Origin of the sequence: Mesorhizobium argentiipisi (SeqCode) (assembly GCF_037179585.1) — a bacterium.
Classification (GTDB): domain Bacteria; phylum Pseudomonadota; class Alphaproteobacteria; order Rhizobiales; family Rhizobiaceae; genus Mesorhizobium; species Mesorhizobium argentiipisi.
Genome location: NZ_JAPYKO010000003.1, coordinates 517,502 through 536,906 on the forward strand (window position 1 = coordinate 517,502; position 19,405 = coordinate 536,906).

General features: G+C 59.9%; 17 protein-coding genes and 2 pseudogenes. 16 read left to right on the forward strand and 3 right to left on the reverse strand.

The features are described from left to right. The first annotated feature begins 5 nt into the window (after positions 1 to 5). The 11 genes and pseudogenes from O7A05_RS07835 to O7A05_RS07885 all read left to right on the forward strand — a co-directional run bounded on the left by O7A05_RS07835 (position 6) and on the right by O7A05_RS07885 (position 9,090). Positions 6 to 347, forward strand: coding sequence for a hypothetical protein (locus O7A05_RS07835; protein WP_337092390.1), 342 nt, complete (start codon positions 6 to 8; stop codon positions 345 to 347). Between the two features lie 151 nt (positions 348 to 498). Beyond that, entirely contained in the window at positions 499 to 1,497 is a 999-nt protein-coding gene (bioB, locus tag O7A05_RS07840; protein WP_415926978.1) for a biotin synthase BioB, read from the forward strand. Beyond that, positions 1,494 to 2,636, forward strand: coding sequence for an 8-amino-7-oxononanoate synthase (locus O7A05_RS07845; RefSeq protein WP_337092392.1), 1,143 nt, complete (start codon positions 1,494 to 1,496; stop codon positions 2,634 to 2,636). Before bioB ends, O7A05_RS07845 begins: the two co-directional genes overlap by 4 nt. Continuing rightward, positions 2,633 to 3,271, forward strand: a complete 639-nt coding sequence (gene bioD, locus O7A05_RS07850) for a dethiobiotin synthase (protein WP_337092393.1) — start codon at positions 2,633 to 2,635, stop codon at positions 3,269 to 3,271. The genes O7A05_RS07845 and bioD overlap by 4 nt, the downstream gene beginning before the upstream one ends. Then, positions 3,268 to 4,530: an adenosylmethionine--8-amino-7-oxononanoate transaminase gene (locus tag O7A05_RS07855; protein WP_337092394.1), complete on the forward strand. Its 1,263-nt coding sequence runs from the start codon at positions 3,268 to 3,270 to the stop codon at positions 4,528 to 4,530. Before bioD ends, O7A05_RS07855 begins: the two co-directional genes overlap by 4 nt. Then, entirely contained in the window at positions 4,527 to 5,510 is a 984-nt protein-coding gene (locus tag O7A05_RS07860; protein ID WP_337092395.1) for a beta-ketoacyl-ACP synthase III, read from the forward strand. Before O7A05_RS07855 ends, O7A05_RS07860 begins: the two co-directional genes overlap by 4 nt. Before the next feature lie 451 nt (positions 5,511 to 5,961). Then, positions 5,962 to 6,531 (forward strand): sugar O-acetyltransferase, encoded by a 570-nt coding sequence (locus O7A05_RS07865; RefSeq protein ID WP_337092457.1) that lies wholly within the window; start codon positions 5,962 to 5,964, stop codon positions 6,529 to 6,531. 623 nt (positions 6,532 to 7,154) lie between these two features. Continuing rightward, positions 7,155 to 7,262 (forward strand): annotated as a pseudogene (locus tag O7A05_RS07870) (CCE_0567 family metalloprotein); the annotation flags it as partial. A gap of 21 nt (positions 7,263 to 7,283) precedes the next feature. Beyond that, positions 7,284 to 7,577, forward strand: a pseudogene (locus O7A05_RS07875) (ferredoxin family protein). Positions 7,578 to 7,603: 26 nt separating this feature from the next. Continuing rightward, positions 7,604 to 7,870: an exopolysaccharide production repressor protein gene (locus tag O7A05_RS07880; protein ID WP_337092396.1), complete on the forward strand. Its 267-nt coding sequence runs from the start codon at positions 7,604 to 7,606 to the stop codon at positions 7,868 to 7,870. A 530-nt stretch (positions 7,871 to 8,400) separates the two neighbouring features. Beyond that, positions 8,401 to 9,090, forward strand: a complete 690-nt coding sequence (locus tag O7A05_RS07885) for a response regulator transcription factor (protein WP_337092397.1) — start codon at positions 8,401 to 8,403, stop codon at positions 9,088 to 9,090. Between the two features lie 1,068 nt (positions 9,091 to 10,158). Here O7A05_RS07885 and hemN read toward each other — a convergent pair. Beyond that, entirely contained in the window at positions 10,159 to 11,484 is a 1,326-nt protein-coding gene (gene hemN / locus O7A05_RS07890; RefSeq protein WP_337092398.1) for an oxygen-independent coproporphyrinogen III oxidase, read from the reverse strand. 1,100 nt (positions 11,485 to 12,584) lie between these two features. Between hemN and O7A05_RS07895 the strand changes: the two genes are divergently transcribed. From O7A05_RS07895 to O7A05_RS07910, 4 genes are all read left to right on the forward strand, one after another. Further along, the gene (locus tag O7A05_RS07895) at positions 12,585 to 13,442 is read left to right on the forward strand and encodes an excalibur calcium-binding domain-containing protein (RefSeq protein ID WP_337092399.1); all 858 of its coding nucleotides are present in this window, start codon (positions 12,585 to 12,587) and stop codon (positions 13,440 to 13,442) included. 296 nt (positions 13,443 to 13,738) lie between these two features. Next, positions 13,739 to 13,999, forward strand: coding sequence for a hypothetical protein (locus O7A05_RS07900; protein WP_337092400.1), 261 nt, complete (start codon positions 13,739 to 13,741; stop codon positions 13,997 to 13,999). Between the two features lie 394 nt (positions 14,000 to 14,393). Next, positions 14,394 to 14,996 (forward strand): Abi family protein, encoded by a 603-nt coding sequence (locus O7A05_RS07905; RefSeq protein ID WP_337092401.1) that lies wholly within the window; start codon positions 14,394 to 14,396, stop codon positions 14,994 to 14,996. A 349-nt stretch (positions 14,997 to 15,345) separates the two neighbouring features. Next, the gene (locus O7A05_RS07910; protein ID WP_337092402.1) at positions 15,346 to 16,305 is read left to right on the forward strand and encodes a toll/interleukin-1 receptor domain-containing protein; all 960 of its coding nucleotides are present in this window, start codon (positions 15,346 to 15,348) and stop codon (positions 16,303 to 16,305) included. A 24-nt stretch (positions 16,306 to 16,329) separates the two neighbouring features. Here the strand turns inward: O7A05_RS07910 and O7A05_RS07915 are convergent, their stop codons facing one another. After that, complete coding sequence (locus O7A05_RS07915) at positions 16,330 to 16,836, reverse strand: hypothetical protein (protein ID WP_337092403.1); 507 nt, start codon at positions 16,834 to 16,836, stop codon at positions 16,330 to 16,332. An 866-nt stretch (positions 16,837 to 17,702) separates the two neighbouring features. Between O7A05_RS07915 and O7A05_RS07920 the strand changes: the two genes are divergently transcribed. Continuing rightward, positions 17,703 to 18,062, forward strand: coding sequence for a helix-turn-helix transcriptional regulator (locus O7A05_RS07920; protein ID WP_415926973.1), 360 nt, complete (start codon positions 17,703 to 17,705; stop codon positions 18,060 to 18,062). Here the strand turns inward: O7A05_RS07920 and O7A05_RS07925 are convergent. Then, positions 18,052 to 19,308: a tyrosine-type recombinase/integrase gene (locus O7A05_RS07925; protein ID WP_337092404.1), complete on the reverse strand. Its 1,257-nt coding sequence runs from the start codon at positions 19,306 to 19,308 to the stop codon at positions 18,052 to 18,054. The two genes, O7A05_RS07920 and O7A05_RS07925, sit on opposite strands and share 11 nt — an antisense overlap. Positions 19,309 to 19,405 lie beyond the last annotated feature (97 nt).

Below are 19,405 nucleotides of genomic sequence, written 5' to 3' on the forward strand. Positions count from 1 at the left end.
AGGTCATGAACCGGGATCGCAGGAACTCCTTTGGCCGCAGGCAAAGCTGCGCCAGTCCGTCTCCAGTTGCAGCTTCACCGATTGCGGACGAAAGCCTGCGTGCTGAAGAGCAATACGATTCAAGCGATGAGGCGGCCCGACAAACAAAAGACCGCACCGAAGCACTTGGCTTCATCATCTGTCGGCTTGATGAGCTACGCCAGATGACTGCCTCTTATGGGCTGGAACCTCTCGGTCACCTGCTGGATGTCGCCTTCACCGAATCCTGCGACGCGATCAGAAGGGAGCGTTCGTGGACTCAGAGCGAAACAGTGGATCCAGTGATCCGCCCTGACGACGTGAGTTGAGGCTACGGGCAGCGGCTGGGACTCCCGCTTGAGTGAAGCCAGAATCGCGCGATCATATAAGGACTTCTCGCCGGGCAATGCGCCTTTTCTTAGCAGCCCCTACAACGCTCCCGACCTATAAGGATAGATGATTTTGGAGAACAAGGTCGATATGCACCCCCAATACAGCCCGAACCTGACCTCGGACCCAATCGGTTGGGCGCTTCCGCCCTGGACGCGAGCGGAAGCCGAGGCTGTGCACGACCTGCCCTTCAACGACCTGCTGTTCCGCGCCCAGACGGTTCATCGCGAGAATTTCGATCCCAACCGGGTGCAGCTGTCGCGCCTGCTTTCGATCAAGACCGGCGGCTGCCCCGAGGATTGCGGCTATTGCAGCCAGTCCTCGCATCACCAGTCGGGCCTCAAGGCCTCGAAGCTGATGGAGGTCCAGCGCGTCATCGCCGAGGCCAGAAAGGCGCGCGACGCGGGCGCCACGCGCTATTGCATGGGGGCCGCCTGGCGCAGCCCCAAGCAGCGAGACATGGGCGCGGTGGTCGCCATGATCGAGGGGGTGAAGGCGCTCGGCATGGAGACCTGCATGACGCTCGGCATGCTCGACCTCGATCAGGCACAGCGCCTCAAGCAGGCCGGCCTCGACTACTACAACCACAACATCGACACCTCCGAGCGCTACTACAAAGAGATCATCACGACGCGGACCTTCATTGAGCGGCTGGACACGCTGGCCAATGTCCGCGACAGCGGCATCAAGGTCTGCTGCGGCGGCATCGTCGGCATGGGCGAGGAGAAGGCCGACCGCATCGACATGCTGGTGACGCTCGCCACCCTGCCGGAGCCGCCCGACAGCGTGCCGATTAACATGCTGATCCCGATAGAGGGCACCCCGCTCGGCGAGGCCGAACCCATCGAGCCGATCGAATTTGTCCGCACCATCGCGCTTGCCCGCATCATGATGCCGAAATCGCATGTGCGGCTTTCGGCCGGCCGCACGGCGATGAGCGACGAGATGCAGGCGCTGTGCTTCTTCGCTGGCGCCAACTCGATCTTCGTCGGCGACACATTGCTGACCGCGGAGAACCCGGGCGAGGACAAGGACAGCGCTTTGTTCCGGCGTCTCGGCATGCGGCCAACGGAGCGAGAGACTCTGTGAGCAGGAGAGCCTCGCTCGACCGCTACAAGGCGACCTTGAGCGGGCTCGCCCGCAAGGATCGGTTGCGCACCTTGGGCGCCCGCTCAGGGCTCGACTTCGCCTCCAACGACTATCTCGGTCTCGCGGGCTCGCCGCGTATGGCGCAGGCGGTCTCAGCGGCACTCGCAGCCGGCACACCCGTCGGGGCGACCGGCTCGCGGCTTCTGCGCGGCAACGATCCGGAACACGGGGCGCTCGAAGCCAAGGCGGCCGAGTTCTTCGGCGCCGAGCGCGCGCTGTTTTTCGGCAGTGGCTATGTCGCCAATTTCGCGGTGCTCACGACCTTGCCGCAGAAGGGCGATCTGATCGTGCTGGACGAACTCATTCATGCCAGTGCACATGAGGGCGCGAGAGCCGGCCGCGCCGAACTGGTGGAAGCCGCCCACAGCGATAGTGAGGCCGTGGACGACGCCATTGTTGCCTGGCGAGCCATGGGCGGCACCGGCCGTCCCTGGATCGTGGTCGAAAGCCTTTACAGCATGGACGGCGACCGGGCTCCGCTCGGCGAATTGCTCGCGGTCGCGGATCGTCACGAGGCATTTCTGTTTGTCGACGAGGCGCATGCCACTGGCGTCCATGGTCCGGATGGGCGCGGCCTCGCGCATGATCTCGAAGGCCGCGACAATGTCGTGGTGCTGCACACCTGCGGCAAGGCGCTCGGCGCGTCCGGCGCGCTGGTCACCGCGCCGGCGGTGCTTTGCGAGTATCTCGTCAACCGCTGCCGGGCCTTCATCTATGCCACGGCACCCTCGCCGCTGATGGCAGTGGCTGCAGCGACAGCCCTCGACATTGTTGCGGATGAGCCGGAGCGCCGTGAGCGGCTGGCCAGCCTCGTCGCGCTCGCCGGCAAGAGGGCCGCGGCGCTGGGTCTGCCTGCCAGCGGTTCGCAGATCCTGCCGATCATCGTTGGCGACAATGCCAGTGCCATGGCGTTGGCGCAGAAGTTGCAGGCGCGCGGGTTCGACGTGCGCGGTATCCGTCCGCCAACCGTGCCCGAGGGGACGGCAAGGCTGCGGATCTCGCTGACGCTGAATGTCGGTGAGGCCGACGTTTCGGCGCTGTTCGATGCGCTAGCCGCGGAATGGGAGCGCACGCGATGACAGTCAAGATTGTTGTCACCGGCACCGACACCGGCATCGGCAAGACGGTGTTCGCGGCCGGGCTGACCGGCCTGCTTGACGGCATCTACTGGAAGCCGGTGCAGTCGGGCACCTGCGAAGAAACCGACAGCGAAATTGTCTCCCTCCTCGCCGGACTGCCTGGCGATCGTGTGCTGCCCGAGGCCTGGTGCCTACGCCAGCCGCTATCGCCACATCTTGCCGCCAAGTTGGACGGCGTGGAGATCGATGCACAGGCGCTTGTCCTGCCAACGACCAACCGGCCGCTCATTGTCGAAGGCGCCGGCGGACTTTTGGTGCCGCTCAACAGCCGCGCGTTCTACATCGACGTCTTCGCGCGATGGAACGCGCCGGTGGTGCTCTGCGCGCGCACCACACTTGGCACCATCAATCACACGCTACTCTCGATCGAGGCTCTGCGCAGCCGCTCCATACCGCTTCTCGGGGTGGTGTTCATCGGCGACAGGATGGTCGACACGCAAAAAACGATCATGGACATGGGTAAGGTACGCGTGCTTGGCCGTCTGCCGCTCCTGGAATCCCTGACGCCCAGCACGCTGTCCGCGGCCATGCAGACCTCGTTCAGCGCCGCCGACTTCGTGGAGATCCTACCATGAGCTCCGCTGTCTGGCATCCCTTCACCCAACACGCCACCGAGCCGGCGCCGCCGACCATCGTGCGCACCGAGGGCGCCTATATCGAAACGCGGGACGGCAAGCGCATACTCGATGCCATCTCCTCCTGGTGGGTCATCACGCACGGCCATCGCCATCCGAAGATCGTGGCGGCGATCCGGGAGGCAACCGAAACACTCGACCAGGTGATCTTTGCCGGCCTCAGCCACGAACCGGCAGAGCAGTTAGCATCGGCCCTGGTCGAGATGACGCCGGCGGGCCTCGACTGGGTGTTTTATTCCGACAGCGGATCGACCAGCGTCGAGGTTGCGCTCAAGATGGCGCTAGGCTTTCACCGCAACAATGGCTTTCCACGCTCGCGCATCATTGTCGTCGAGGACAGCTATCACGGCGACACCATCGGCACGATGAGCGTCGGCGCTCGTGGTGTCTTCAACGCCGCCTACGAGCCCTTGCTGTTCGAGGTCGACATCATCCCCTTCCCCGCCGTTGGACGCGAACAGGCTACGCTCGATCGTTTCGAGGCTGTCACCCGCGACCGCCGCGCAGCCGCCCTGATCGTCGAGCCGCTGGTGCTCGGCGCCGGTGGCATGCTGATGTATCCGGCGCGGGTTCTTGCCGAACTCAAGCGCATCACCGAGCGCTCGGGCACGCTGTTCATCGCCGACGAGGTCATGACCGGCTGGGGCCGCACCGGCACCATGTTCGCCTGCGAGCAGGCAGGGATCGCGCCCGACATATTGTGCACCTCCAAGGGACTGACGGGCGGCTCGTTGCCGCTGGCGGCGACGCTTGCAACCGATGCGATCTTCCGTGCGCATTTTTCCACGGACCGGACCAAGACCTTCTTCCATTCGAGCTCCTACACGGCGAACCCGATCGCCTGCGCGGCAGCATTGGCAAATGTCAGCATCTGGAAAGATGAGCCGGTGGCGGAGCGCGTTGCCGCCCTGTCGCGAATGCAGACGGAAAAGGTTGCGCGGTTCAACCAGGATGAGCGTTTTGAGAATGTAAGGACCTGCGGCACCATCTCTGCCCTTGATCTCCGCGTTGGTAATGCAGGTTATCTCGCCGAGGTCGGCCCAAGGCTGCGCGCCTTCTTCCTCGAGCGCGGGTTGCTGGTAAGACCGCTCGGCAATGTCATCTACGTGCTGCCGCCCTATTGCGTCACATCGGGCGAACTCGACCAGGTCTATGATGCAATCGACGAGGCAGCCGAGCTTGCGAGCGACAGCCTATGAACCGCACGGCGCGCATCATAGGCCTTGGCCATCACGTCCCGGCGCGCAAGGTTGGCAATGCCGAGATCGAGGCGAGCCTCGGACTCGAAGGAGGTTGGATCGAGGGCCGTACCGGCATCCGCTCACGCTTCTGGGCGGAGCCCGACGACACGCTCTCTGACTTGGCAACACAAGCAGGCGAAATGGCGCTAGAGGCCGCCGACATCGATCGCAAGGACGTCGGCCTGCTTCTGCTCGCCACTTCAACGCCTGACCATCTCCTGCCACCAAGTGCGCCGCTGGTTGCGCACAGGCTCGGCCTTAAAAACGCCGGCGGGGTCGACCTTGCAGGCGCCTGCGCGGGATTCATCTACGCCATGACATTCGCAGACGGCTTCGTGCGCCTGCACAACAGGCCAGCCATCGTCATTGCCGCCAACATATTGAGCCGCAGGATCAATCCGGCCGAGCGGGCGAGCGCTGTGCTGTTCGCCGATGCCGCTGGCGCTGTGGTGCTTGCTCCGTCGGCCGATCCCAGCCACGGCATCCTCGGTGCCTCGCTCGCCTCGGACGGTTCCGCTTATGGACTGATCCACATTCCCGCGGGCGGCAGCAGCCACCCCTTCGCGGAAGAGATCGATATCGCCGAAACCCGCATGACCATCGCGAATGGTCGCGAGGTTTTCGTCAAGGCGGTGGAGATGATGAGCCGCTGCTCCAGGGAGGCGCTGGTGGCGGCCGGCCTTTCGGCGCGGGATGTCGACCGCTTTGTGCCGCACCAGGCAAATGCCCGCATCTTCGGCGCGGTCGGCAAGTCGCTCGGCATCGAGGATGAGCGCATCGTCAAAACCATCGCCGACTATGGCAACTCGTCAGCCGCAACCATTCCCCTTTCGCTGTCAATCGCACACAGTGCCAATCTGATTCAACCGGGCAAGAAATTACTGCTGGCGGCGGCCGGCGCCGGCCTTGCCGGTGGGGCATTGTTGGTTGGCGTTTAGCCCGGCCGAATAGCCCACCCGAGGGCTTATAGGTCAACGATGGCGTGCCGCAGCTACAGGTTCGAGCGGGCCAACGAAGCGGCTGGCGCACATCAGCTGTACCGTCTGCGACTTCAACAGTCGTCTGGCGCGCGACAAATGGGGGTCGGTCCTCTACGCTAGGATGAGCGCCTGTCCAGGGTTGCTGTCACCTTGCGAGCATAGGGAGTCATGTGGAGACAGGATCGTTGTCGATATAGGAGCGCTAACAGTGCCTCGGTGTCGAAATCCGCGATGCTGGGGGAAGCGCCAAATGCAGCGGTTAAGTCTCGAATTATCGCGGCTTGTTGACAGAGAACCTAGCCACTGGATTGCCTTGTTCCGCCAGTAGGCAGAGCGAGAATTAATAAGCGGAATATCACCTACAAAATTGAGATTTTAAAAAATGGACCCTCGCACCGAAACTCACAAAATGCTGGCCGGAGAACCTTATGACGTTCTCGATCCCGCTCTCGTTTCCCAGAGAAACAAGGTAAGGGACCTTTGTCAAAGCCTAAATTCGTCGAACGCGGCAGACGAACACCTGCGCCGTAATATTTGCAGAGACATTTTTGGGAAAGGTGGGGATACTGTGTACATACAGCCGCCTTTTTTCTGTGATTATGGTTCGAACATAGAGTTAGGGGCGCATGCAGTTTTCAACTTTAACTGCATAGTCCTCGATGCTTGCAGGGTTCGTATAGGTGACTATGCGCTTTTTGGTCCAGGCGTCCAAATCCTGACGCCGATGCATCCGCTTGATGCTGCCCTTCGCCGAAAGCAGCTGTACGGAAAGCCGGTTGAGATTGGATCAGACGTTTGGGTCGGGGCCGGGGCAATTATCCTGCCTGGTGTGACCATAGGATCAGGCACTGTGATCGGTGCAGGCAGTATCGTGACACGTGACATTCCAGCCGGAGTGTTTGCAGCTGGTAACCCTTGTCGCGTCATCCGAGAAATCTCAACGGATGAGCGCCGAACCCACTCGTCAGCTGGCGCCTAAGCTGGTCACAGCCCCCTTTTTTCCAGGCACGGTCAGTCCGAACGGCTACGGTCAGTCCGAACGGCTGAGATCGTGGTCGCCATAACGGCCGGGTGGCGTGGCCTGGAATGCTGGGAATTGGCCGTCTCATGCCTCTGTTAGTAGAGGAAGCGTTTCACGAGTTGGTTTTGCACAATTCGGGATTTTGCCTTCGCAGCGCCGCCTTGTTCGGGGTTTCAGATCAAAGGCGGCAGAATCCCGTCGCTGATCCACAGCGTGGATGCTCTCCATCGAAACTATCGATTTTACGAATTAAGCGCTGTTTCGCTAGAAGCGCCTGACTTGATCGGCACCATGGCGGGTCGAGCGGCGCGCGAACCACGGGAGTTGATTGGAGAACCGATCGGCGTGCTCGTCAGAGCGTTCCCGCGAAATGGATCGATCCTATTCACCCAGGTCCTTTCTTGGGCGCTCCCGCTTACCCGATTCCTTTGAGATTCGTCAGCTTCTCGAAAGCTAGTCCTCTTAGAGCAGGGACTTATAGACGGGACGGCGGCTAGTGAATGCCATGGATCTGAACGCACAGAGCCGGTGCGAACAGACATCGCAGACGTGGTCATTTTTCGGCGTCCCTTGATGATGACTTGCATGACCTTGCCGAGGACCTCCCGGTCGGCTGGCGCAGGATAAAGACTGTCGCTGGGAAAACGTTCGACGTTTTGCCGAGGCGGGTCGCTGCAAAGAGAGGTCTCGCCACGTTGGAGAATTTGACCATGACCAGTCCGTTCGCTAGCCGCGACGGCTCCAGATGGGTGCCCAACTATCCGACCGCTATCGATCGCGCGACGTGCATCGGTGGCGACCGCCGCTCAAAGCCTGCTCGCGCGAGCTCATGCACTATTAGGGCGTCGATGACGCGGCTGAAATCCTTGGCGACCGCGATGACGAGGACGACTTTGATACCGCGCTCATTTGCATGATTTATGCTGGTCGGCTGCGGAGCCTGCGCTCTCGTCTGTCCGAAGGACTGCCAGAACCATGATGCGGCCGACAACACCGCAGCATGATCTGACGGACAGATAGGAGAATGTCGGTGTCCCTCAGAATGCTTTGCGTCGCCATGGCGGTGGTTCTGCCCATCAACGCTCTAGCTGTCTATGTGATGTCGCTTTCCATCTGCACGGTGGTCATCAAGACGCTGAGTTGTGCGCTGCTTCTCCAGGCCGGCTATTTCGCAAGCGTGCTCTTTCTCATCTGGCGGTCAGGCTGTCCTGGAAGAGTTGCACAAAAGGCTAAGCATTTCGATGGCCATCAGGAAGGTTGGGGCCAGTCGCCTACCTTCAGTGGGGACGGGGAATGAACGTTTGGATTTCGCTGCATCGGCGTGCTGGTTGCCTGCGCTTTCGGCGGCAGGAGGTGCTGAATTTATGACGGGTTCTCTTTGGAACACGGCCCTTGGAAGGACTCGTGCATAGCAGTTTTAGCCCGACCACAACCGCTGGAAAGAGAACATGCTGGAAAACGTCGAACGCCGCTCGCTCACCTTTAGCCCGCCCCCCATCGGCGGTCGAGCGGCCCCTTGCCGTGCCCAAGGGATGCTCAGGCACAAGCCGCCTGCCCTTCATCAACTTGGGTGGCAATGGAACAAAGTGCGTGTTGGCAGCCTGCGGCTACAATCTGCAGCGGCTGACTGCCGTCCTCTATCCACAGCGGAAGCAGGTATGAGGCGGCGTGTGCCCGAAATCCACCAACGGTTGGCCTGCCCAGCAATGTCGGCCAACGCCCAACAAGGGGGCGCCGACGGCGCCCATGTGCCGTTCAAAGCAATGCTCCAACATCAACAGCGCCCAATAACGCCTCCCCAGCCAGGCCCTCTTGATAGGACACGAAATGCGAATGCTACTCGTTGATCACCATGCAAAGCTTACCCGGGTGATGCAAGGAGCGCTCTTGGACTGCGGTTTCGCCGTTGATGTGATGCCTACTCTCGATGAGGCGTCGCTTGCATTTGGGGCCGTGCGCTATGACATTCTCCTGCTCGAGTTAGTCCTTCCGGATGGGAACGGGTTAGACTGGCTGAGGCAGTTGAGGCGCGAGAGACATTCGATTCCTGCTATCATGATGAGCAGTGGGGATGATCTCGAAACGCGAATCGCGATTTTCAACGGCGGTGCGGACGATTTCTTGCCTAAACCTGTCTCGACAGATGAGCTCATAGCCCGAATACGAGCCGTTCTGCGGCGATCAACGCAGGTGACCGACCCCGTCGTTACATTTGGCAATCTCACATTCGATCCGATCGGCCGCCAGGTTTCCGTTGGTGGTCAGCCGCTAAAAATCCCGCGCCGTGAACTGTGCATCCTTGAGCATCTGCTCAACCGGGCAGGCCGCATGGTGCCTCGGACCTTCCTGGTGGATAGCCTGTATTCGTTCGACAACGAAGTCTCCAGCAATGCGCTCGAAGTCGGAATCTACCGCTTACGTGCGCTCTTATGCCAGGCCGGTGCGACGCTAACGATCAAGACAGCACGGGGTATCGGCTACGTCCTTGAAGTGAATGATACGCCGCCGGACGGGTAGTCGTCGGTAGCAATTGAACGCTGCATCGCCTGCAAGCCCTACAAAACAAGGTCAACGCCGACCTGTCGCTGATGGTGTCGCATCTGGTCGAGGCCGTCGACCCCCTCCGCTTCGGCTCAAGTCTTGCGACCAGCAATCGAACCGCACCGTGCTGAACGTGGTGAAGTTCCTAGTCGTGTCCGAGCCGGCAGGATTCCGGCTTTTGAAACAAACCATCCCGACCGAGCAATGAAGACAAAAGATGAAAAAATCCCCTCTGATGACAGCGCCCGCGATTGGCTTACTGGGCTTGTTTGCGACAGTGAAATTGTATGCGTCCGAAATCGACGACCACTCGGCGCCGCGAGCACCTACAATTCTGAAGATGCCTATGATGTCGCCCGGCGCCGCACCGAGCCGGCCGTCTGCTTCACCTGTGGCCAATTGCCCCACGGCGGGAATGATCTGTGCTCACAGCCGGCGCGTAAGCTGCTTGGTTTCCTGCGAAACCTCAGGCCCGCCATCCGGCTCGAACGTATGCTGGTGGATCTGTGCCTGTTGAGCAGTGCCCCCCGCGCTGAGGTTACATCATGCACTGGGGAGTTTTGCGACCCTGCAATCCCCAGCCCATCCCCTCACATTCGACTGCCGCTCTCCGCGGCTACACTGACATGGATCGCGGCCCTGAGCGGCCTGGATCAGCGAGGAACGCACGCTCGTTCAGGATTCCTTGGGTGTGTGCAAATTGCCCGTTCGTGAGATTGCTGGAACAATGCGCACACACTCGATAATTGAGCCTACTTCATCCGGCGGGAGCGCCGCCGAATGCCTGCCATGCGCGCGCTCGACCGCGAATTCTCTAACGCATTCTACCGGCGCCTTCGTCGGCCAAAGCCTTTGGAATGCGGCTCGGAGGCAAAGCCGGATCGCTGTTGCAAACCACCCAGCACCCCACGCGCAAACAAGCTAATCACTCTTCGCCCGACATGGCTCGATCAGTCGCACTGGCTTACCGGCCTCATAGTGACGGCTGTTGGCAACGAGCTGCAGTGCTTTTAGAGCCGCTCCCAGCTTGCCTATTCTAACATCTTAGCGAGCGACATAAGCGTCGAATGCAGCAGCAACAGCACGAATGAGGAAACGGTGCTCCTGCCTAAGGCGGATGCGACCGCTTTCGATATCCACTATCCCGTCGTTGGCGAGCATCGCCAAACCTCCAGCTGAATTGAGAAGAGGGATCGAGTCAAATCCGTGGGCGGCACAGATTGCCGGCACGTCGACCTCCAAATCGCACATCAGCCGCTCGATGATGGCGCCCCGGACGCGGTCTTCGTTGGTGAGACGGCAGCCGTTTGACGTGGCCAGGCGGCCAGCCTCTATGTGACGGCTGTAGGTATCGGTTTTAACTTCATTCTGCACATAACCATCAACGAGACGACCGATCGCCGAGGGACCGAGGCCGATCACGGTTTTGCGGGTGTCGGCTGAATAACCCAGGGAGTTACGCCACAAGTGACCCGTTTCCTGCGCCAACGTGAGTTGATCGTCTGGCAATGCGAAATGATCAAGCCCGATCTGACGGTACCCCATGGAAACCAACGTCTCCGCGAAGGCCGCGGCCTGTTCCGCGCGGGCTGCGATGTCCGGCAGCGCTGCCTCGTCGATCTGGCGCTGGTTTTTTCTGAACGACGGAAGGTGCGCGTAGCCGAATACGGCAAGCCGGTCGGGGCGCAGGGCGACTGCCGCCGTCGCTGTCTCGACACAGGACTGCACGGTCTGCTTGGGTAGACCATAGACAAGGTCCAAATTGATTCGGTTCACTCCGTGCCGGCGAAGGTTTTCAATAGCAGCTGAGGTCTGCGTTTCACTCTGACGCCGGTTGATCGCTTTTTGAACAACGGGATCGAAGCTCTGCACGCCGAGGCTCGCCCGGGTCGCGCCGGCTGCTGCTAGCGCTTCGGCCATCTCGGCCATGAACGTGCGCGGGTCGATCTCGACGGCGATCATCACCGGGTTCCTGAAGGCGAAACGAAGGCGCAGGAGTTCCATTAAGGCCAGGAACTCCGCAGGTCCGATGAGGGTCGGGGTTCCGCCGCCGAAATGCACGTCGCTCACGGGCAGTCCCTGTGGCGCCTGCTCCGCGACCAAACGGATCTCCTCACGCAAGACCGCCAGATAGTCGAGTATCGGTGCATCGTGGGAGGTGATGGTGGTGGGGAACCCGCAATACCAGCACATGGAGCGGCAGAACGGAACATGGATATAGAGTGACACGGGCTCGTCAGCCGGAAGGCCCCTCAGCCATTCCTCACAAGCCTCTGCGCCGACTTCTGCGGAGAACTGCGGCACAGCGGGATAGATCGTGTACCAAGGCGGGCCAGGCTCGCCATATTTTGTCAGGATTGAGTTCTGCAAACGTCGCCGTCCTTTCCTCGGATCGGCATTTATCCTGACCGCTGCGCTCTACGGTGTCTTTGCGTTACGTCAATCGGTCGACCTTAACCGGAAATAAATCGATCTCTCATAGCGATCAATGTGCCTGCCGCAGTGCTTGTGCGACGTTGGACAGCGGGAATTACCGCTCGTCCTTAAGCGCTTCAATCAGAGACATAGCGCCCGATCGCGCTGCGTTTTCACAGGCGCTAGCGCTTGATCAGCGCCGGCTTCCGAAGGCCCTCTTCATAGGGGTGCTCCTGCCTTTAGCCTAGCACGAAAAAACGCCTCGCGCCTGCGAGCTTTGCCAACCTCCCGCGCCGGCATCACCAGCTCGCTGGCAGCCAGAAGCCGCTTTCCGTACAGAGCAGCATTCCGCATGCTACGCCCCCGCTCCCGATCCCTCGACAGGCGTGCCATCCAGAAGGCGGGTCACGCTGCCCGCGAGGCCAGCAGCGCCAAGGGACGGGGGACCTCGCTTCCGATCATGCCGAACTTCTGGCTTGTCATCCTGTTCCATTGGAGAATCGATAGACCCGAGGCCGCAAAGGTTGTGGCGTTTGCGAACTGAAAAACAAACTCTGGACTCCAGAGACAAAGATGCCCAATTGTTTGCGCGGGGGAAATCAAATGAAAAACTCGCTAGTTCTTGTGGGCGTCGGGCTATGTCTCTCTGGCTGCTCAACTGCACCCATCGCTACGGGGATCGATCTCACGGCAATGAACACGGTGACGCTATGTCGTACCTTAGCAACCAACACGGACGTCCAATATCGAAGCAGAGTGGCTGCCCTTTTGACGCGGCGGGGCGCGACTGCGGACAAATGTATGCGACTTGTACAAGCTGACAATGCTGTTGCGACGGGAATAGCTGTTGCGGCTGTAGGCGGCGCGGCCGTGGCAGTTGCCGCTAACAACGGCTACGGTGGTGGATATTATCGCCCGCCACCTACCGCTTACGGGGTGGCTTGGGATCGGTTCTACGGTCAAGGCTACAGCCTGATCTGGCGATGCCGAGACATGGCGACCGGGCAATTCGTGTATGACGCCTATTGCGCCGGCATGCCCATGATTGACAATACTTGGCCGGGCTGGTCGGCATAGGCGCGGTGATGGATCGATCGCGAGATAACAACCGAGTTGACCAGTGGCGTAAGCGCACCGGCGGCGGGCGGTCGCGCGCACACCGATGGGCGATGGTTCCGATGCGCCTGATCGTTGTCACAGTCGCTGCGGCCGGCGCATTGGCCGCGCAGACGCTCCTGCAGCAGAGCGACCGATTGTCGGAGCTCAAACTATCGAACTTGCTCGAGCCGAAGCCGGAAGCCATCACCGGCGTGGCGTCCGTGATCGACGGCGACACTATCGAGATCCACGGGCAGCGTATCCGCTTCAACGGCATCGACGCGCCGGAGAGCCGGCAATATTGCGACGACGCCAAGGGCTTCGAATATCCCTGCGGCCGGCGATCGGCCGAAGCGCTCGACACGTTCTTAGCTGTTTCAGGGCCAGTGCAATGCACCTTCATAGATTGGGACCGCTATCACCGCTTTGTCGGGGACTGCCGGCGCGCCGATGGCGCCAGCATCGCCGCTTGGATGGTCGAGCATGGCCAGGCCCTTGATTGGCGGCGCTACAGCCATGGCGCCTACGCGACCCAACAAGCGACTGCTGAGGCGGCCAAGGTAGGTATTTGGGTCGGCAAGTTTCAGGCGCCTTGGGAATGGCGCGCGGAGCACGCCGGCGCGGCGCCGTCGCGCCAGCCCCTCGGCATCATCAGCCGCAAGCTGGTCGCGCAGAGCGGCTATTCATGCGAACCGCGGCGCACGTGCAAGCAGGTCGGCTCGTGTGACGAGGCCCAATGGTATCTGCAGAACTGCTCGTGGGGCGGAAAGCTGGATCGCGATGGCGACGGTGTGGCGTGCGAGACGTTGTGCTAGAGCAGCCAAGGGTTGTGCGAGTGCATCTTCCTTTAGCAAGTTAATCTTTTCCCAGACGCAGATACGGCGAAGCCGGTGGGTGAGAAGAGTAACCCACCGTGGGCTTAAATATCGCCCCAGGTGGATCCCGTAACTTAGCCACCAAGTAGCATGGGGAAGCAGTGCTATTCGGTAGCAGCGGAAGCACGGTAAAAGGGTTGGCTAGAAATATCGCCTACGTTGACCTGCCTGACCCATTGCGCCGGTACGGCAGTCGCCCTTATCTCTCGGGTCAAGCAACCAACCCGTGTATTCCGATGACCACATCCACTACAGTCGTTCCCTTTCCCGCCCCGGCGGAAGAAACCCCGTCCGGCAATTGCGAGAAGATATGGGGCAAGAAAGGCAAGCTGCAAGGCTATGCTGCCATCCCGAGCATCATGGTCCGTGCGCAGCGTCGCCTGGGCATCAACACCACCCAGTTCTGCATTCTGGTGCAACTGATCGAGTACCTGCGCATCCCCGGCCGCGACCCCTTCCCGACCCCGACCGGATCGGCATCAAGGCTTCCACAGTAAAGGCCAACAGCAGACCCTGGAGAAGGCTGGGTTCATCAAGCAGCAGCACAAGACCAGCCAAGATGACTGGGGCGCCAGCACCTATATCCTCGATGGAATCATCTCCAAGATCCAGGCTCTTGAACCGGACTTCGCCAAGGAGCGTGAGGAGGCCAGGAAGAAGCACCTAAGGGCAAGCGCAGGCCAGGGCTTACTCCTATGCCTACCCCCAGAAAAGAGTCACCCCGGCCGCATGCCTAGGGCAGAGACGGTACCGGGGTTTACAGTTGCAATATAATCAAGGGTGGGTAAGGAATCAACCCCTGAGTGACACCCCAGCGTGACTATGGACAAGCAGCCACCCCTATACCCCTCCCTAGAGGACACCCTTTCCGCAGACAGGTTCGGCACATACTTGGGCTGGGCCGGTGGCGACCGCAATAGGGCCATAGAATTCTATACCCTCAACGCGGCCCTGTGTGAGAGCCTCTACACCCCCTTGCATATGCTTGAGGTAGCCCTGCGCAACCGCATACATCAGGTAATGGCGGCTACCCATGGGGATACTTGGTATGACCTTGAGGCCTACCAGGCAAACCCGGTGCAGGCGGAGATGCTCGCCAAGGCACGCCAAGACATTGAGGATGCCAAGAAGGAGGAGACCCCCGGCCGCGTCGTGGCCGCCTTGACCTTCGGTTATTGGACTGCCTTGCTCGGCAAGGAGTACGAGGATCTCTGGCAACAGACCCTCAAAGACATTGCCCGGCGTGAAGATGGCAAAGGCCTGACCCGCAAGGCATTCTCCAAGCCTCTCGCCCCGATCCGCACGTTGCGAAACCGGATCGCGCATCATGAGCCGATTCTCTACTGGTCATTGCCCAAGCACTATGAGGCCATCCTGCAACTGACTACATGGCTGTCGCCGATGGCCGCCGAATGGTGCCGAGACTGTTCGCGGTTCACTCAGCTCTATCCTCAGGATGGCATCGCACTCGTCAAACCCGAAGCGGCGGCATGACATGCAGTTCAAACAGCGCACCCTGAAAGAGCTCGGCAACCTGATCTGCGGCAACTTCGAGGCGCGCCGGAGTCGGTGTTCGTCTTTCGCAGCAGCAGCGCCCTTACGGAGTACTTTGAGGACTGCGGCACCGATTATGTGCATGACAGCTTGACCAGCATGTACTGGGTTGCCGATAGACTTCGCGACATCCTTCAGGGTCGGGTGAGCGGGGCAAACATGGTACCTGTGACCTTCGTGGCCGTCATCTGGGGGGCGTGAAAGGGGCTCTCTGTTCCAGAGGGGATCACGGGTAGAGTGGCGCTCGACGAGGTCGAAAGCGCATTGATTTAACTTCACGAGAGTGCGGATGACCGACTTTTTCATTAGCTACACGGGTGCTGACCAACGTTGGGCGGAGTGGATCGCGTACGTCCTCGAGGAGGAGGGTCGCAGTGTCGTCATTCAAGCTTGGGATTTTCGCCCCGGTGCCAACTTTGTGCTCGAGATGCAAAAGGCCGCCGAGACCGCGTCGAGAACTATCATGGTCCTGTCTCCAGACTATTTGAAGTCGCAGTTCGCGTCACCTGAATGGGCTGCAGCCTTTGGCGGAGATCCTCGCGGAGTGTCTCGCAAACTGGTTCCTGTGATGGTTCGAACGTGCGAGCCAATGGGTCTATTGACCTCCATCGTTCAGATTCGCATTGCCGACCTCGATGAGACGGCTGCTCGCAAAATGCTATTGGATGGGCTGCAGGAGGGCCGTGCGAAACCTCCCACGCGGCCTTCGTTCCCGGGCTTCGCCAATCACATGGATCACAAACAGTTCCCCGGCCCAAGCGGGGATCAGGTCCCAATACGGGCGTCGCGCCCAGCGTCGTTTACTAGGCTCAAGGTCGCGCCGACCGACATCGATAAGCGCCGGTTCCTCCGACAGGGCTTCCAGACCATCCAGAGCCTATTTGAAGAGAGCGCAAAAGAGATTGCAGCAAGCGAGCCACGCATTCACATCGAGATCGAAATGAGAACCAATGCCGACCTACGCGCGGAAGTTTTCGTCGATGGCAAAAGTGTCTCGCGGTGCCGCGTTTGGATTGGCGGCATGCACTCTGATGACAATATTTGCTACGCTGAGGGGCAGCATTTTTCCGACAATAGCTGCAACGAGATCATCCACTTGGCTGAGACGGACGATCTACATTTCGCTGCCACCATGGCGATGGGTTTCTCAAAATTCGAAAGGGAGAACAACATCAAGCAGATGGATGCCGATACGATGGCGAACTATCTTTGGAGCCGCTTCATCGACCGGCTGCAGCATGTCCGCTAGTCGGGTTCGGATATCTCAGTGGAACTAGACCTTCAGCAGAAAGGTTGCGAGCGGCTCTGCGCGCTTGCGGTCGTGTGAAGCCGCGTTTTCCCAAATGCTCCAGGCGAGCACCGGCGCTGCACTGTTATAGTCGTATTGGTCGATCGCGCTTTTCCTAAGATCAAAGCTCAACACCGAATGTTGCCAGTCGTCCCTCCGGGGCGCGAATGTGATCATGGCGCCATCCGATGTTATGTGCACAACGCCAGGCGTTTCCGAGAACTCTCGATTTCCTACCCATGTATGGGGACCGAAATTCGGCTCAAGTAACCAATCTTTGCCGAACGATATGCACTTCCCGCCGCCGTTTAGCTGTAGATGGAACGCGTACAAATCCGCTTTGAACCCGCTAACAATCCCGAGGATGACTCGATTGTTTTCGTTGGCAAGGACGATGCCAATATAGGGATCGCCGCCAAGGCGGATGGAGATTAGTTCGCCGGCCTCAGTCTGGTTGGTGTGTTTTGTGGACGCATTAGTGGTGAGCTGCATACCCGCTCTTACCAAACAGTCGCATCCCTCGCCATCCGCCGGCTGACTGTTCGGCCGTTAAAAGAGCAAGCGGTGTGTGTCGCGGCGGCGGACAATCACTATCGAACGAATTGAAGCAGGCGATGCTGTGACGCGAGCCGCGCTATGGCGAGAGTATTGCCGGCTGCACGATCTCGTCGTGAAGATCCCCGCGCGTTAGCGAGCCGCGCCGGCGCTTCATGCTAACCCGGCGTCGGGCCGGGCGATCCTTCATGAGAGCGATCGGGATCCGTCGTGCTCCCCCCGCTCGCATGCTTCGCGGCCTTCTTTGGGCTCATCTCGCGACGCCGACATTCGGCTCCACGATCGATATCCAGGGCGCATCTCGAGCGCCGGCGACGCGGAAGTGCGGCGCGCGCTCTACGAGGCGGCCTCGGGAATACTGACGCGCTTCAAGGGCAGGGACAAGGTCAAGAGCTGGCGCCAGCCGATCGCCAAGCGCTCCTGCCACCGCAACGCCTGTATCGCCGAACGGTGGGGGGTGATCATGCACACTCTGGTCGGACGGCACGTTCTACGTCAGCGATCCGGCCGCATGCGTGACCGAGACCGCGCAGCGCGTGTAGGGTAAGGCCCGCAAGCTTCTGGGGCCGCATCGATGAGCGGGGCGAGCGCAGTTCAAACGCATGGCACCCGCAGGCCGAAAACCCCAAAACTAGCGCTGAATCGCATTCGCTTCGGTGTCCTTGGGCGTAAGGTCACGTCCGTTTTGCAGGTCTGCGTAGCCCTTTCCACGCGGCACGAGGAAACCATCTTCCTATTCAGACACGATGCACCCAGCATGTCGGCCAGCTTTGCGTGATCTGGAATCGACGGTGATTGGGAAAATGGAAACTGATGCACGTGTGTCGAAGCGAGAACCAAACCAGCAAGACGATGCTCAGGCTGCGGAAATTGACCGTGTCGTCAGCCGCCTTTCAGTTCCATCGCGCGCGTCGAATAAAAGGGCGATTCGGCGACCCGAGCTTCGCAAGATCGTCCCACTAGCAGACACCACGATCTATGAATTGGAGCAGCGCGGCGAGTTCCCGCGGCGCTTCTACCTGACCCCACGCTGCGTCGTCTGGGACTTGGCCGAAGTCGAGGATTGGGTCGAGGAACGTCGCCGCGCGTCTGATGCAGCCTTGATAAAGAAAGCTGCCCCACCGGATGTTAGGAAGCGGACCACGCGCCCAGTCAAACAGTAGGCCCCAACGGAAGCAATTGCATGGCCGGCGGATAAAGAGTTGGAACGCGCTTCCGTCCTCCTACCCATGCGTCAATCATGTCAGCCCATTCTTGGAGCATATGGCGACGCTGCTGTTCGTACTCAGCCTTGTTGTAGACGCCACGAGAAGACCGGCCGTCTTCATGGGCGAGACATTTCTCAATCCAATCCCCGTTAAATCCGATTTCATTGAGAAGCGTCGAGCCGGTGCGTCGGAGGTCGTGGACCGTAAACGCCTCCAATGGCAGGCCTTCTTTCTTTGCCCGCTCAACAACGGCGTAGGTGACCCGATTGAATGTCGCGCGAGACATGGGCTCATCCGCCTCGTAACGTGACGGCAGTATATAGCGAGAATTCCCGGAACAGGTCTTTAGCGCGATGAGAATGTCAATCGACTGTTGTGACAGATAGACGTTGTGCGCCTTGGATCGCTTCATCCGCTCCTTCGGGATGGTCCAGACTGAGTTCTCGAAATCGACCTCGCCCCAGACGGCGTTGAGCAACTCGCTCTTGCGCACCATGGTCAACAGGATCAGCCTTAGTCCGAGCCGGATCGTCGGCAGGGTCGGCACATGCTCGAGTTGATTGAGCATGATCCGAATTTCGGCGGGCGTGAGAGCGCGATCCTTGGGTACAAAGGTCGCGATCGAAGCCGGTCCAACTTCGTCAGCGGGATTGGCTATCTTGGTGCCATGTAGGATGGCAAAGCCGTAAATCTGCTTAACGATATCGCGCACATGGATGGCAGTAGCGGGCGCGCCGCGCTCCTTAACTTTGGCGCAGAGCTCACGCAGGTCGTCAGATGTAATTTCGGTGAGAAAGCGGTTCTTCCAGGCGGGAACAATGTCACGGTTGACGATGGCCTTCCGCATCGAACGCGTGCTGTCGGCCATCCTGGCTTCCTTGATCCAGCGCTCAGCAACCTCATTGAAAGTTTTCGCCTCTGAATTACGGCGCTTCTCTCGCTGCTTCTCACGCGCTGGGGACAGGCCCTCGGCCGTCGCGCGCCGAGCATCAAGGCATTTCTCTCTCGCCTGTCCAAGGGAGATGCCTCCACGACCATATCGCCCAATTGTCAGGGTCTCTCGTCTTCCACTCAAACGGTAGTCATACCTGAACGTGATTAGTCCTGTCGGGGAGACGGTGACGTACATACCGTCACGGTCTGCAACCTTGTACGTTTTGTCCTTTGGTTTCAGAGCCTTGAGAGCGGTATCAGTGAGCATAGGGCGTCCTCTCGGGGGTCGGAAATGCACTCATTGCCCTCGATTTTACCGTCAGACGACATCCATGCAACTTGTTCTTATTAATCTTTCTATATCA